The 14,636-nt window shown below is 63.2% G+C and carries 14 protein-coding genes; 12 read left to right on the forward strand and 2 right to left on the reverse strand.

The features are described from left to right. Positions 1 to 246 precede the first annotated feature (246 nt). Positions 247 to 1,050: an AraC family transcriptional regulator gene (locus K3725_RS07485; RefSeq protein ID WP_260018170.1), complete on the reverse strand. Its 804-nt coding sequence runs from the start codon at positions 1,048 to 1,050 to the stop codon at positions 247 to 249. 120 nt (positions 1,051 to 1,170) lie between these two features. Next, complete coding sequence (miaA, locus tag K3725_RS07490) at positions 1,171 to 2,031, reverse strand: tRNA (adenosine(37)-N6)-dimethylallyltransferase MiaA (protein ID WP_260018171.1); 861 nt, start codon at positions 2,029 to 2,031, stop codon at positions 1,171 to 1,173. Between the two features lie 129 nt (positions 2,032 to 2,160). On the opposite strand from miaA, the gene pyrH reads away from it, so the two are divergent. The 12 genes from pyrH (at position 2,161) to lpxB (ending at position 14,474) form a co-directional block, all read left to right on the forward strand. Next, complete coding sequence (pyrH, locus tag K3725_RS07495; protein ID WP_260018172.1) at positions 2,161 to 2,910, forward strand: UMP kinase; 750 nt, start codon at positions 2,161 to 2,163, stop codon at positions 2,908 to 2,910. Between the two features lie 230 nt (positions 2,911 to 3,140). Next, complete coding sequence (frr, locus tag K3725_RS07500; protein ID WP_260018173.1) at positions 3,141 to 3,704, forward strand: ribosome recycling factor; 564 nt, start codon at positions 3,141 to 3,143, stop codon at positions 3,702 to 3,704. 9 nt (positions 3,705 to 3,713) lie between these two features. Beyond that, positions 3,714 to 4,472, forward strand: coding sequence for an isoprenyl transferase (locus K3725_RS07505; RefSeq protein WP_260018174.1), 759 nt, complete (start codon positions 3,714 to 3,716; stop codon positions 4,470 to 4,472). Next, positions 4,469 to 5,245: a phosphatidate cytidylyltransferase gene (locus K3725_RS07510; RefSeq protein ID WP_260018175.1), complete on the forward strand. Its 777-nt coding sequence runs from the start codon at positions 4,469 to 4,471 to the stop codon at positions 5,243 to 5,245. The genes K3725_RS07505 and K3725_RS07510 overlap by 4 nt, the downstream gene beginning before the upstream one ends. A 16-nt stretch (positions 5,246 to 5,261) precedes the next feature. Beyond that, positions 5,262 to 6,434 carry a 1-deoxy-D-xylulose-5-phosphate reductoisomerase gene (gene dxr / locus K3725_RS07515; RefSeq protein ID WP_260018176.1) on the forward strand — a complete coding sequence of 391 codons (1,173 nt, stop codon included), beginning with the start codon at positions 5,262 to 5,264 and terminating at the stop codon, positions 6,432 to 6,434. Positions 6,435 to 6,438: 4 nt separating this feature from the next. After that, entirely contained in the window at positions 6,439 to 7,788 is a 1,350-nt protein-coding gene (gene rseP / locus K3725_RS07520) for an RIP metalloprotease RseP (protein WP_260018177.1), read from the forward strand. A gap of 396 nt (positions 7,789 to 8,184) precedes the next feature. Beyond that, entirely contained in the window at positions 8,185 to 10,575 is a 2,391-nt protein-coding gene (gene bamA / locus K3725_RS07525; protein WP_260018178.1) for an outer membrane protein assembly factor BamA, read from the forward strand. 49 nt (positions 10,576 to 10,624) lie between these two features. Next, positions 10,625 to 11,185: an OmpH family outer membrane protein gene (locus K3725_RS07530; protein WP_409201597.1), complete on the forward strand. Its 561-nt coding sequence runs from the start codon at positions 10,625 to 10,627 to the stop codon at positions 11,183 to 11,185. A gap of 75 nt (positions 11,186 to 11,260) precedes the next feature. Further along, positions 11,261 to 11,731: a 3-hydroxyacyl-ACP dehydratase FabZ gene (gene fabZ / locus K3725_RS07535; protein WP_065266844.1), complete on the forward strand. Its 471-nt coding sequence runs from the start codon at positions 11,261 to 11,263 to the stop codon at positions 11,729 to 11,731. A gap of 1 nt (position 11,732) precedes the next feature. Next, positions 11,733 to 12,518 (forward strand): acyl-ACP--UDP-N-acetylglucosamine O-acyltransferase, encoded by a 786-nt coding sequence (lpxA, locus tag K3725_RS07540; RefSeq protein WP_260018179.1) that lies wholly within the window; start codon positions 11,733 to 11,735, stop codon positions 12,516 to 12,518. Between the two features lie 4 nt (positions 12,519 to 12,522). After that, positions 12,523 to 13,311 carry an LpxI family protein gene (locus K3725_RS07545; protein WP_260018180.1) on the forward strand — a complete coding sequence of 263 codons (789 nt, stop codon included), beginning with the start codon at positions 12,523 to 12,525 and terminating at the stop codon, positions 13,309 to 13,311. Next, complete coding sequence (gene lpxB / locus K3725_RS07550) at positions 13,308 to 14,474, forward strand: lipid-A-disaccharide synthase (RefSeq protein ID WP_260018181.1); 1,167 nt, start codon at positions 13,308 to 13,310, stop codon at positions 14,472 to 14,474. Before K3725_RS07545 ends, lpxB begins: the two co-directional genes overlap by 4 nt. The last annotated feature ends 162 nt before the right edge of the window (positions 14,475 to 14,636 follow it).

Below are 14,636 nucleotides of genomic sequence, written 5' to 3' on the forward strand. Positions count from 1 at the left end.
CAGGCGATTATGGTTCGAGTTTTGGATTAAAGTTTCCCCATGCCTGCATTCCGGCAGAGATACGACGTTTCGTCAATGCACAGTTTCGTCGTTTCCGTGTAAAAATACGACATTTCTGGCGTCGGTTTTCTTATTGGGAGCGGCATACATCCGCATACTGTTCAAAACTGCCCAGTAGTGGCGGCTAACGGATGCGTGAATTCGCGGCCCGAAGGACGCGTGCCGGGAAACCGCTGGCGGATCAGTCTATTGCAGTCTTCTGCAGGCGTTTGCGCGCAATTCGCTGGGAGGCTGGCCGGTGTGCTGCGAGATGAAGCGGGTGAAATAGGCGGCACTGCCAAAGCCCAGCCGGGCAGCGATGTCGCGAATGGGCAGATCTGAGGTGATCAGCAGAGTCCGCGCGGCGTGCAGCTGGCGCTCTGTCAGCAGGGCGGCTGCGGTCTTGCCGGTTGCGGCCTTGCAGACCCGGGTCAGATGCGTCGGCGTCACATTCAGGGCTGCCGCGTGTTCAGCCATGCTGAGCTGTCCGGCCTGGAGGCCGGCAATGCGCTGGCAATAGGCCTGGCAGAGGCGCTGTGCCGCGGTCAGCTTGCCTGCTGCCCCAGGCTGGCGCCGAAGGGCAACGGCGGCCAGCTCGCAGCGGGCCTGCACGGCACGGTTCCAATGCGGTTCGCGTGCGGCCTGTTCGCGGCTGATGGCCTCGAAGTGGCCGGCCAGGCTGGTCTGCTCCTGCAGGCTGGCGAACCTCCTGTGCATCGGCTCTTCGGGGAAAGGCGGCAGCAAGGGGCCCGACATCGTCAGCACCTGGCCCAGGCACTGGCGCCCGAAATCCGCGGACCACAGCGTGCCTGCGGGAATGAAGATGACGCTATGCAGCCCAAAGCCGCGCTGCTCGCCATTCAGCATAAGGCGTCCCTGGCCGCGGGAGATCCAGATCAGCAGGTGGTCGCAGCGGCTGTGTGCCAGACAGGTTTGCCAGCCGCCGTCCGGAGCCAGCCGCACCAGCGGTGCGGTATGGAACTCTCTTGGGAAATCTGAATCAAATGGCATGAGCAATTACTGGCAGAGGATCCGGTATCAGTGGCTGAAACAGCTCATGAATTGCTGATTCTGGCAAGTTTCCGCTTGCCGGAACCGGAAATGCCGGCAATTTGACGGGCCGGCGGCAGCTCAGGCCAATGCGACCTGGTGCCAGTTTTTCATCCGGGCGCGGAACCAGCTGCGCTGGCGTTTGGCAAACTGCCGGGTGGCGACGGCAGAGCGCTCCTCTGCTTCCTCGAGCGTGAGATGGCCTTGGGCGTAGCCCATCAGTTCCGGCGCGCCGATGGCCTTGCAGGACGGCAGAACCGGATCGTAGCGGCTGCGCATGGCCTCGATTTCTTCCAGGGCACCCTGATCCAGCATCAGGCCGAAGCGCCGGCGGATGCGGTCCTCCAGCCAGGTTTTGTCCGAGTTCAGTACCATTGCCGTGCAGTTTTCAAGCGGCAGGGCCGGGGCAGGAGTGTCGTCCTGCCAGCGGGCCAGGGGGCGCCCGGTGGCCCTCAGCACTTCCCAGGCGCGCTGTACCCGGGCCCGGTTCATCAGGTCGATGCGGCTGGCGGTTTCCGCATCCAGCTCTGCCCGCAGCGTCTCCAGCGGCAGGCCATCAGCTTCGGCCCGCACCGCGGGCGGCGTGGCGGGGATCTCGGCCATGCCTTCTGTCAGAGCGGTGAAGTAGAGGCCGGTGCCGCCGACGATGATCAGGCGCTCCGGCCCGTTCAGAAGCGGCAGCACCTCGCGCAGCCAATGGCCGGCAGAATAATCCGCGTCATAGGGCATATGCCCGTAAAGCGCATGCGGCGCCTGCGCCTCTTCCTCTGCCGAGGGGCGGGCGGTGATCACGCGCCAGCAATCGTAGACCTGGCTTGCATCTGCATTGACCACAATACCACCTTGGCGCGCCGCAATATCCAGCGCCAGCGCGGACTTTCCTGAGGCAGTGGGGCCGGCAATCAGCACAGGTTTGCCGGGGTCGATGTCGGGCAGGTTCATCGGGGTGCGGTCCGTCTTCTGGGCATGTTCCGCAAATATGCGCGGAAACTGCGCTGCGCGGATTGAATCCGCCAGCGATTTACTTCATTTTGCCGCGCAAATTAACCCTCACATCTTCTGGAGCGCAACATGCCTCAACCGCAAGACAAGCCGGAGCTGGATCCGGCCGCCGCCTATAAACGCGTCATGCTGAAAATTTCGGGCGAGGCGCTGATGGGCGACCAGGGGTTCGGCCTGCATCCGCCGACCGTGCAGCGCATCGCCCGCGAGGTGAAGACCGTGCACGAAATGGGGGTGGAAATCTGTATGGTGATCGGCGGCGGCAACATCTTCCGCGGCCTGTCGGGCTCTGCCCAGGGGATGGAGCGCACCACCGCCGATTACATGGGGATGCTGGCCACGGTGATGAACGCGCTGGCCATGCAGTCGGCGCTGGAAGGGCTGGGGGTGTTCACCCGGGTGATCTCTGCGATCCGCATGGATGAAGTCGCCGAACCCTATATCCGCCGCCGCGCCGTGCGCCACCTGGAGAAGAAACGGGTCTGCATCTTTGCGGCCGGCACCGGCAACCCCTATTTCACCACCGACACCGCCGCGACCCTGCGCGCCAACGAGATGGCCTGCGAGGCGATCTTCATGGGCAAGAACGGAGTGGACGGCATCTATGACAAAGATCCCAAGGAACACGCTGATGCGGTCCGCTATGACGAGATCAGCTATGATGATGTCTTTGCCAAGCGCCTGAAGGTGATGGACGCCTCTGCCATCGCACTGGCGCGCGACAACAACCTGCCGCTGATCGTCTTCCCGCTGGATGAGCCGGGCGGCTTCCGCGGCATCCTGTCGGGTGAGGGCACTTACACCAAGGTTCAGGGCTGAGGTTCTGAAAAGGCATTTGTGAAACCGCCAGCGCGATAAGCGCTGGCGGTTTTCTTTGTCAGGACAAAGCCTGAGCCAGGGCGGCCGGATCAAAACCGTGAATTCCGCTGCTGGCAGGCTAAATCTTGCGGCACCGGCGGCGGCGAATCCTCCGCTTGATCGCTATACATCAGCCTTCCAATGGCTTATGAGCCAATGGAAGACCGCCTCAGATAAGGGGAGAGAGCAGCATGTCTGATGATTTTGAACTGGATACCGACGATCTGAAACGCCGCATGGAAGGCGCCATGGCCAACCTGCGCACCGAGTTTGCCTCGCTGCGTACTGGCCGGGCCTCGGCTTCGATGCTGGAGCCGGTGATGGTGGATGCCTACGGTTCGATGACGCCGATCAACCAGGTCGGCACCGTGAACGTGCCGGAGCCGCGCATGGTCACCATCAACGTCTGGGACAAGTCGCTGGTGGGCAAGGTGGAGAAGGCGATCCGTGAATCCGGCCTGGGCATCAACCCGCAGCTTAACGGCACCATCATCATGCTGCCGATTCCGGAGCTGAACGAGGAACGCCGCCGGGAGCTGACCAAGGTTGCCGGCCAGTACGCCGAGCACGCCCGGGTATCGATCCGAAACGTGCGCCGCGACGGTATGGACCAGATCAAGAAGGCCAAGGCCGACGGCATGTCGGAAGACGACCAGAAATTCTGGGAGGCCGAGGTCCAGGACCTGACCGACGCCATGATCAAGCATGTGGACGAGGCGCTTGAAACCAAGCAAGCCGAGATCATGCAGGTCTGACGGGCTGTAATGCCAGGAGACGCAAACCCGCAAGTGCGCGCTGCCGGAGAAGCTCCGGCGGTGCGCTCCGGCCCGCGCCATGTGGCGATCATCATGGATGGCAATGGCCGCTGGGCGCAGGCCCGGGGCCGGCCGCGGCTGTTCGGCCACCATGCCGGCGCGCGCCGGGTCCGTGAAGTTGTCGAGTGCTGCCCGGATTTGGGCGTGGAATACCTGACCATTTTTGCCTTTTCGACAGAGAACTGGAAGCGCACACAAACTGAAGTCACCGGTTTGATGAGCCTGTTCCGCCGCTATATCTCCAAGGAAATGAACGCCTTGGCTGAGAAAAATGTGCGGGTGCGGTTTATTGGCGACCGGGTGCGGCTGGATGCCAAACTGACCGGTCTCATGGACAAGCTGGAACGCAAGACTGAGGGCAACAGCGGCACCCAGCTGACCATCGCGCTGAACTACGGCGGCCGCGACGAGGTGGCCCGCGCCACCAAACGGCTGGCGCGGGACGTGGCGGAGGGCCGGCTGAACCCCGAGGACGTCGATGAGGAAACACTGCCGCGCTATCTGGACACCCATGTGCTGCCGGACCCGGACCTGGTGATCCGCACCAGCGGCGAAGCCCGGATCTCAAACTTCCTGCTGTGGCAGTCGGCCTATGCCGAGTATGAATTCATCGACACCCTTTGGCCGGACTTCACGGCTGAGGAACTGGCTCGGCTGTGCAGCAGCTATGGCCGCCGCGACCGCCGGTTCGGCGCGGTGAAGACATGAGCGGCGCCAAGGACCGCTGGGCGGATCTGTTGCCGCGCGCCTTGTCCGCCGTGGTGATGATCGCTGCGGGTGGTTTTGCCGTTTGGTCTGGCGGGGTGGTCTTCAACGCAATGATTGCACTGTGCTGCGGCGGCATGGTGTGGGAATTGGTCCGGATGCTGTTGCCGTCGCGCAGCGGCACGGCGCTGCAGCTCGGCGCCATCTCTGCCGGAGCGGTTCTGCTAGCGTCGTTCTTGCCTGCGCTGTGGGTGCTGCCGGTGCTGGCCGCGCCTGTTGCCGCAGGCGTCGGCCAAATCGGTGAACAGCGGCGGTATTTCACTGGTTTTGCCTTGTGGGTGCTGCTGGCGGGTTTCGGCTTTATCTGGCTGCGCGGCCAGATGGGCATGGCCTGGATGCTGTGGCTGATCTGCATCGTCGTGGCCACGGATGTGGCCGGGTATTTTGCGGGCAAGGCGATTGGCGGGCCGAAGTTCTGGCCCCGTGTCAGCCCCAAGAAAACCTGGAGCGGCACCGCCTCGGGCTGGATTGCTGCCGCCATCGTCGGGGCAGTCTTTGCCGCGCAGATGGGGCAGGGCGTGGGCTTTGTTGTGCTGTCGGTACTGTTGTCGATGGCAAGCCAGGCCGGCGACGTGGCCGAAAGCGCCCTGAAGCGCAAAATGGGCGTCAAGGATTCCAGTGGGCTGATTCCCGGTCACGGCGGGCTGTTCGACCGTTTCGACGGGATGCTGGGCGCTGCAGCCATGTTCCTGGCCGTAGCCGCCTTTTGGGGATAACCAGTCAGGAAAGACCATGCGGAAAATCTCCATCTTCGGTGCCACCGGGTCGATTGGCCAGAACACCATCGATCTGATCCGCCGCGCGCCCGAATCCTACGACGTGGTGGCGCTGACAGGCGGTGCCAGCATTGCCCGGCTGGCCCAGGACGCCATTGCCTTGCGTGCAGATGTGGCCGTGACCGCTTTTGAGGACCGGCTGCCGGATCTGCGGGCGGCGCTGGAAGGCTCTGGCGTGGAGGCTGCTGCCGGGCAGGCGGCTCTGGTCGAGGCGGCGGCACGGCCCGCGGATTGGGTGATGTCGGCGATTGTCGGTGCTGCCGGGCTGGCGCCGGGGCTCGAGGCGCTGAAACACGGCACCACGCTGGCGCTTGCCAACAAGGAATCGCTGGTTTGCGCGGGTAAACTGCTGCTGGAAACCGCAGAAAGGCACGGCGCCCGGCTGCTGCCGGTGGACAGCGAGCATTCGGCGGTGTTCCAGGGGCTGGCGGGCGAGGACATTGAGGCGGTGGAGCGGATTGTCATCACCGCGTCAGGCGGCGCTTTTCGTGACTGGCCGCTGGAGGATCTGCCCAGGGCGAGCCTGGCGCAGGCGTCCTCGCATCCCAATTGGGACATGGGGCAGCGGATCACAATCGACAGCGCGTCGATGTTCAACAAGGCGCTGGAAGTCATTGAAACCCGGGAATACTTTGGTGTGCGGCCAGAACAGATCGAGGTGCTGGTGCATCCGGAATCTCTGGTCCATGCGCTGGTCGGCTTCAACGATGGCGCGCTGATGGCGCATCTGGGGGCTGCTGATATGCGCCATGCCATCGGCTATGCCCTCCACTGGCCCGCGCGGCAGGCTTTGCCGGTGGAGCGGCTGGACCTTGCCCGCATCGGCCAGCTGAATTTCCGCGCCCCCGATCCGGCGCGCTATCCGGCGCTGCGGCAGGCTTATGAAGTGATGGAGCGGGGCGGCCTGATGGGGGCGGCTTTCAACGCAGCGAAGGAACAGGCACTGGATGAATTCATTGCCGGGCGCATCCGCTTCACTGATATGGCCGTGGTGACGGCGGCGGTTCTAGAGCGGATTGAGGCGGAAAGCGACCTCATTGATGCCGCAATGACACTTGATAACGTGACCCGGGTTGACCATGTCGCCAGGAAACAGGCGGCGCAGGCCGCCGAAGAACGCATAGGGTAGATCTTTGGACGTACTTTCTTTTGTCCCGCAGTTTGGCGGTTTTCTCTATACCATCGCCAGCTTTGTCATCGCCTTGTCGGTGATCGTGGCGGTGCATGAGTACGGCCATTACATCGTTGGCCGCTGGTCGGGCATCCATGCAGAGGTGTTCTCGCTGGGCTTTGGCCCTGTGCTGTGGAGCCGGGTGGACAAGCACGGCACCCGCTGGCAAGTGGCTGCGCTGCCGTTTGGCGGCTTTGTGAAGTTCCTTGGCGATGCCGATGCGGCCTCGGGCAAGGATGCCGAGGCGATGGAGGCCGCTGCGGCGGATCCGGCGGCGTTGCGGCGCACCATGCATGGGGCACCGCTGTGGGCGCGGGGCGCAACCGTTGCGGCAGGCCCGGTGTTCAACTTCGTGATGTCCGCGCTGATTTTCACCGCCATTGCGTTTTCGCAGGGAACCATGCGCGATCCTTTGACAATTGGGTCCCTTGAGGCGCTGCCCGGTGCTGAAAACGGGCTTCGGCAGGGGGATGAGCTGCTTGAAGCCGGTGGACTGGCAGTGCCAGATTTCCTGGATTCAAACGCCTGGGACGCCTTTCGGGAGGCACTGCCGCAAGAGCAGCCGCTGGACTATACCGTGCGCCGGAACGGCGAGGAGCTGACGGTCAGCGGGCCGTATCTTTATCCGCCATTTGTACGGGGCGTGGTGCCGCGCAGCGCGGCCGCTGATGCGGGGCTGCAGCCGGGTGATGTGGTCGTGTCGGTCGATGGCGCGCCGCTGGTGTCCTTTGATCAGCTGAAGGAACTGGTTGAGGCCGCCGACGGCCGTGTGCTGGTGCTGGATGTGTGGCGCGGCGGTGAAACAGTCGAGATGGCGCTGGCCCCCCGGCGCACGGATGAACCGCAGCCGGATGGCGGCTTTGCCACCCGCTGGCGGATCGGCATTGTCGGCGGTCTGGCGTTCTCCCCCGCAACCGAATCCGCGGGTTTCGGCGACGCGCTGGCAGCGGGCACCTATCAGGTCTGGGCGGTGGTCGAGACCTCGCTCTCGGGCCTGAAGCATATGATCACCGGCGCAATCAGCACCTGTAACCTGTCCGGTCCGATCGGTATTGCCGAAACCTCCGGTGCGATGGCCAGCCAGGGGGCTGAAAGTTTCATCCGCTTTATCGCGGTTTTGTCGACGGCCGTCGGCCTGCTGAACCTGTTCCCGGTGCCTGCGCTCGATGGCGGGCATCTGATGTTCTACGCCTATGAGGCCGTGGCGGGCCGTCCGCCCAGCGACCGGGCGGTGCGGGTTCTGATGACCTTCGGCATTGCGGTGGTGCTGTCGCTGATGCTGTTTGCCCTGGGGAACGACCTGTTCTGCTGAACGGGCACCGCTGCAACGATCCCGGCCAGGGGCGGCCACAGTGCCGCCCAAGTGCTGCCACATTCCCCCATTAACTTTTCCTCAACCCGCTGGCGGAACCTTTCGCTGCTCGCCGGCGGCTGAGAGAAGAACTGGGGAAAGTGATGCACGTACTCTCGCAATCATACCACGGCCTTGGCCTCCTGGTCCGGCTGAATTGGGACCGGGCAGTAACCGGTTTCGTTATCTTTGGTGCGCTTGCCGCAGGCGCCTGGCTCGCCTCTTTGTGATTCCCGCAACCGGCGCGGAAGCCCGCTGCGCGCCTTGCCCCCATGAAGCGCCTTAGATGGTTTTGACAAGCGCTTTCAAACCCGGTACGCACGTCCCAAAGCTGCTATAATAATCGGGTTCTGAAAAATGGTTTGGGGGAAAATCGCAGGCAAGTCCTGTGTCGAGCGCAAGTCGGGCATCAATATCTTGTACCGGAAAGTTTCTGCTATTTCTCTGGCAGTTGCGCTGGGTTACGCGCTGGCACCGCTGCCGGCCGAGGCGCAGAGCTACCGTTTCAATTCGGTGCAGGTCGAAGGCAACCAGCGCATTCAGACGTCTACCGTTGTCGCGTATACCGGCATTGAACGCGGCCAGACTGTCAGCGCGGGCGAACTGAACGATGCCTACCAGCGCATTCTTGACAGTGGCGTATTTGAAACAGTGGAAATCGTGCCGCGCGGCAGCACGCTGGTGATCAAGGTCACTGAGTTTCCGACCATCAACCAGATCAGTTTCGAAGGCAACAAACGCCTTAAGGACGATGCGCTTACTCAGATCATCGAATCTGCACCGCGCCGGGTGTTCAACCCCAGCCAGGCCGAGCGTGACGCTGCTTCCATCGCCGAAGCCTACAGCGTGCAGGGGCGCCTGGCCTCGCGCGTCACTCCGCGGATCATCCGCCGCAGCAACAACCGCGTTGACCTGGTCTTCGAGATTTCCGAAGGCGATACCATCGAAGTGGAGCGCGTTTCCTTCACCGGCAACCGCGTCTATTCCGACCGGCGCCTGCGGCGGGTTCTGGAAACCAAGCAGGCGGGGCTGCTGCGCGGCTTCATCCGCTCTGACACTCTGATTGAGGACCGGCTGGAATTCGACAAGCAGGTGCTGCGGGATTTCTACCTGTCGCGCGGCTATGTTGATTTCCGGGTTAACAGCACCAACGCCGAAGTGACCGAAGAACGCGATGCCGTTTTCCTGGTTGTCGACGTGACAGAGGGGCAGCAGTTCAAATTCGGCAACATCACTGTCACCAGTGAAATGGCCGAAGCGGATGCGGACGCGTTCGCGTCGACCCTCAGGATCAAGCCGGGTGTCACCTACACGCCAACGCTGGTTGAAAACGCAATCGACCGGATGGAAGGCCTTGCCGTCCGCAATGAGATAGACTTCCTGCGGGTCGAACCGCGGGTCACCCGCAATGACCGCGACCTGACGCTGGACATCGAATTTGTCCTGACCCGCGGCCCGCGCGTCTTTGTCGAACGGATCGACATCGAAGGCAACACCACCACGCTGGACAGGGTCGTCCGCCAGCAGTTTGCCTCTGTCGAGGGCGACCCCTTCAATCCGCGCTCCATCCGCAACAGTGCGGAGCGGATCCGGGCCCTTGGTTTCTTTGCAAATGCGGACGTCGAAACCCGCGAGGGCAGCTCTGCGGATCAGGTGATCGTTGACGTGGACGTTGAAGAGCAGCCAACCGGCTCGCTGAACCTCGGCGGTGCCTACTCGGTCACCGATGGTTTTGGCCTCAGCATTGGCCTGACGGAAAACAACTTCCTGGGCCGCGGTCAGCGTTTGTCTTTCAACATTGCAACCGCAACCGAGTCCGATTCTTATGTTCTGGGCTTCACTGAGCCTTATCTTTTGGGCCGGAAACTGCGTTTCGACCTGGATCTGGGGCTGAATGAAACCGACTCCAGTTTCTCGGAGTACCGAACCAAACGGGTGTTCTTCCGTCCGGCACTGACGTTTGACACCGGGGAAGATACGTCCCTGCAGGTCCGCTATACCTGGGATGCGGACGAGATGCTGTTTGATGACGATGACACCAATCAGAATCTTGCGGGGCCGGTGGTGCGGAACGAAATCGCGCAGGGCGAACGCAACGCCAGTGCGATCGGCTTTACCTACCGCTATGACAGCCGCCTGACCGGGCTGGACCCGACCGCGGGCTTCCTGGTGGAAATCGGCGCGGATTATGCCGGCATCGGCGGCGATTCCGAATACATCAAGGCAACAACCAAGCTGATTGCCCAGAAGCAAATCTGGAACGAGGAAGTGACCATCCGCGCGACCCTTGAGGCCGGGGCCTTCCAGTGGGAAGGCAGCGGCAGCAGCCGCTCGATCGACCGTTTCGTTCTGACCCCGTCTGTCATGCGCGGCTTTGAGCCTGGCGGTATTGGCCCGCGGGACCAAAGCCCCGGCAACCCGGGCGGCGGCAACTACAACGACTTCCTGGGCGGCAACTACTATGCGGTTGCGCGGTTCGACGCGGAGTTCCCGCTGGGATTGCCTGAGGAACTGGGTATGCGCGGCGGCCTGTTCTACGATGTTGGCGGCCTTTGGGGCCTCCAGGATGTTGACACCTCAGGCGCCACTATTGTGGGCCGCAACAGGTCTTTCCGCCATGTGGTTGGCGTCTCGCTGCTTTGGACCACGGGGTTCGGCCCGCTGCGGTTCAATTTCTCCAAGGCCCTTCAGAAAGAGGACTTTGACGAAGAGCAGACCTTTGACCTGACCTTGCAGGCGAGGTTCTGATCTGGTGCCGCGGTTTGCGCCTGGAAACTGGGCAGCGTTTGGCCTTGCCCTGGCGCTGAGCTGGTTTCCGGCGCCATTCGGCCACGCTCAGGAGGCCAGTGCAAACGGAGGAACCGAGTTCCAGCTGGGGCTGCCGCAGAGCGGCATCCTCACAATCCAGCCGGACCGCCTGTTTTCCGAAAGTGCCTTTGGCCAGCGGGTTGAGCGTGAGATCGAGGCCGAAGGCGCGGTGCTGACTGCAGAGAACCGGCGGATCGAAGCGGAGCTGCGCCAGGAAGAATTGGAGCTGACCAAACGGCGCAGCGGGATGGAGCCGGAAGCGTTCCGAGCCTTGGCCGATTCCTTTGACGAGAAGGTGCAGGAAACCCGCCGCCGCCAGGATCAGAAACTGCGGGAGATTTCCCAGATGGGAGAAGACGCCCGGCGCGAGTTCATTACGGCATCGCTGCCAGTGCTTCAGCAGATCATGCGCGAAACCGGGGCGGGCGCCATCCTCGACCACTCTTCGGTCTTTCTGAGCGCCGATGCGGCCGATATCACATCCCTGGCGATTGCGCGGATTGACGCTGTTCTGGGGGACGGCGCCGCAGATGGGGCCGGTGAGCACTAAGCGTGCGAACTTGCCCAATGGCTGTTCGCTTGCTAGGGACAGCGCAGTAATCTTGACGTAAATGGGAAACCTCGCATGACCACCGAGCTGCAAAGCGCTGACATTCAACTGATCCAGCGGATCCTGCCGCACCGCTATCCGTTTCTGCTGGTTGACAAGGTGGTCGACATCGACAGCTATAAATCGGCCCGCGGCATCAAGAATGTCACCATGAACGAGCCGCATTTTCAGGGCCATTTCCCGGGCACGCCGATCATGCCGGGCGTCACCATCGTCGAGGCTATGGCGCAAACCGCGGGTGTGATGCTGGGCGTGGGCATGGATATGGTCGACACCGATCTGCTGATCTACTTCATGAACATCGACAAGTGTAAATTCCGCCGCAAAGTGGTGCCGGGCGACGTGCTGGAGATGCATGTCGAAACCCTGCGCGGCAAGCCGGGCGGCAAGATCTTCAAGTTCCTGGGGCGGGCAACGGTCGAGGGTGAAGTGGCCGCTGAGGCTGAGTTCACCGCAATGGTCGACCGTCAGGCCGAGGGCAGCTGAGATGAGCAGAATCCACCCCAGTGCCGTGATTGAAGAGGGCGCCAAGCTTGGAAAGGACTGCGAGATCGGCCCGTTCTGCGTGGTTGGCGCTGAGGCGGTTCTGGGGGACAGGGTTGTTCTGAAATCCCATGTTGTTGTCACCGGCGACACCGAAATCGGTGACGAGACCGTAGTGTTCCCCTTTGCCGTGCTGGGTGAGATCCCGCAGGACCTGAAATTCAAGGGCGAGAAGTGCAAGACCGTGATCGGCAAGCGCAACCGCATCCGCGAGCATGTGACGGTAAACGCCGGCACCGAGGGCGGTGGCGGTGTGACCCGCATCGGCGACGACGGCTTGTTCATGGCCGGCTGCCACATCGCCCATGACGCGCAGGTCGGTGACCGGGTGATCGTGGTGAACTCTGCCGCGGTGGCGGGTCACTGCGTGCTGGAGGACGATGTGATCATCGGCGGCCTGTCCGGCATCCATCAATGGGTGCGGATCGGCAAGGGGGCCATCATCGGTGCGGTCACAATGGTGACCAACGACGTGATTCCCTATGGCCTGGTGCAGGCGCAGCGCGGCGAACTGGATGGGCTGAACCTGGTTGGCCTTAAGCGCCGCGGCGTCGCCCGCAGCGACATCACCGCCTTGCGCGCGGCCTTCCAGATGCTGGCACAGGGCGAAGGCACCTTTCAGGAGCGAGCCAAGCGGCTGGGGGATGAGACCGAGAGCCAGTATGTGCAGGAGATCGTCGCCTTCATCACCGGCGAGAGCGACCGCTCTTTCCTGACACCGGGGGGCTGACGCGATGCTGGCAGTGATTGCAGGCACCGGCGCACTGCCGGCTGAAGTGGCGGCGCAAGCCCCGGGCCGTCCGCTGATCTGCGCCATGGCAGGGGCGGAACCGGATTTGGTCGATCCCGAGATCACCTTCCGCTTTGAACAGCTCGGCAGCTTTCTGGAGCGGCTCAAGGCGGCTGAAGTGACGGAGATCTGTCTGGCTGGCGCCGTGCGCCGCCCGCAGATCGACCCTTCCGCCATCGATGCTGCCACCTTGCCGCTGGTGCCGGTGCTGCAGGCAGCGCTTGCGGCGGGCGACGACGGCGCCTTGCGCGCAATCATTGGCATTTTCGAGCAGGCCGGTTTTGCCGTCCGCGCGGCTCATGAGGTGGCCCCGGATCTGCTGATGGCTGCTGGCGTGCCGACCAGGGTGCAGCCGGGCGAGCTGGACAAGGCGGACGCAGAGCGCGGTGCGGAGATCGTCGCCGCCATGTCGGCTGCTGACATCGGCCAGTCCTGCGCGGTGCGCAAGGGGCAGGCGATTGCGGTTGAGAACCTGTTTGGCACAGATTGGATGCTGGACTCGCTGCAGCGGCGCCCGGACGGGCAGGGCGGTCTCTTGTTCAAGGCTCCGAAACCCGGACAGGACCGCCGCGCCGATCTGCCCACCATCGGCGTGGAGACGGTTGAAGCCGCGGCCAAGGCCGGGCTTTCCGGCATTGTGCTGGAGGCGGGCGGCGTCATCGTTCTGGATCAGGACGCGGTGATTGCGGCTTGCGACCGGCTGGGCCTGTTCCTCTGGCTGCGCGAGGCATGAGCCTGCGGATCTTTATCCTGGCCGGTGAGCCTTCGGGCGACCGGCTGGGCGGGGCGCTGATGGCAGGCCTGAAACAACTGTCACCCGGCGTTCAATTCGATGGCATCGGCGGGACGCTGATGGCGGAGCAGGGGCTGACCTCCCGTTTCCCCATGGATGAGCTGTCAGTGATGGGGCTGGCTGAGGTGCTGCCCAAGTACCGCCACCTGAAGCGCCGGATCCGGGAAACGGCAGAGACGGTCATCGAGACAAGGCCGGATGTTTTGATCACCATCGACAGCCCGGATTTCTCGCTGCGCGTGGCGCGGCTGGTCAAGGACCGCAGCAGTATCCGCACCGTGCATTATGTGGCGCCGTCGGTCTGGGCCTGGCGGCCCAAGCGGGCGCAGAAGATGGCTGAGGTCATCGACCACGTTCTGGCGCTGCTGCCGTTTGAGCCGCCCTTTATGGAAGCGGCCGGGATGGACTGCGACTTTGTCGGCCATCCGGTGGTGGCGGAGCCGCAGGCCACGGAGGCGGAGATTGCTGCTTTCCGCAGTGAGTTCGGCTTGGGGGATGCGCCGTTTGTGCTGGCGCTGCCAGGCTCGCGCCGCTCGGAGGTGGCACGTCTGGCGCCGGAGTTCGGCAAGGCACTGGTGCAGTTCGCTGCCAAGCATCCCGACTACCGGATTGTGGTTCCTGCCGCCGCGCCCGTCGCGGTTCAGGTGCAAGACGCCTTGAAGGACTGGCCGGCGGGCGCCGTCATGGTCGATCCGAACCGGTACCCCCCGGAGCGCGCCAAGGCCTTCAAACGCGCGGCATTTGCCTCCGCCAGTATGGCTTTGGCTGCCTCCGGCACGGTTTCTCTGGAACTGGCCGCAGCCCGTACGCCGATGGTGATTGCCTATAAATTTCAGTGGCTGACCTGGCAGATCATGAAGCGCATGGCGCTGATCGACACGGTCACACTGGTCAATCTGGTGAGCGATACGCGGGTGGTGCCGGAATGCCTGGGGCCGGACTGCACGCCGGAAAACATCGCCGCCCGGCTGGAAGTGCTGGCAAAGAACCCAGACGACCAGATGCACGCAATGGAACTGACCATGCAGCGCCTGGGTCAGGTCGGAGAGGCGCCGGGGCTGCGCGCAGCGCGCGCGGTTCTTGAACGGCTGCCCGGGACCTGAGGTCAGGAGCGCACCGGATGCAATGCCTCCGGCGCGCGGCTTCTGGTGGCGCGGATGCTTGCGCACCCGCGCGGTCCGTGCCGCCACCGCAGTTACAGAACGCGGGTGGCTGGCACTAATGCAAATGCAGGGATTTTTGCTCAGAAGAACCTAAGGGCAGGT

This window comes from Leisingera sp. S132 (assembly GCF_025144465.1).
In the GTDB taxonomy this organism is placed as follows: Bacteria; Pseudomonadota; Alphaproteobacteria; order Rhodobacterales; family Rhodobacteraceae; genus Leisingera.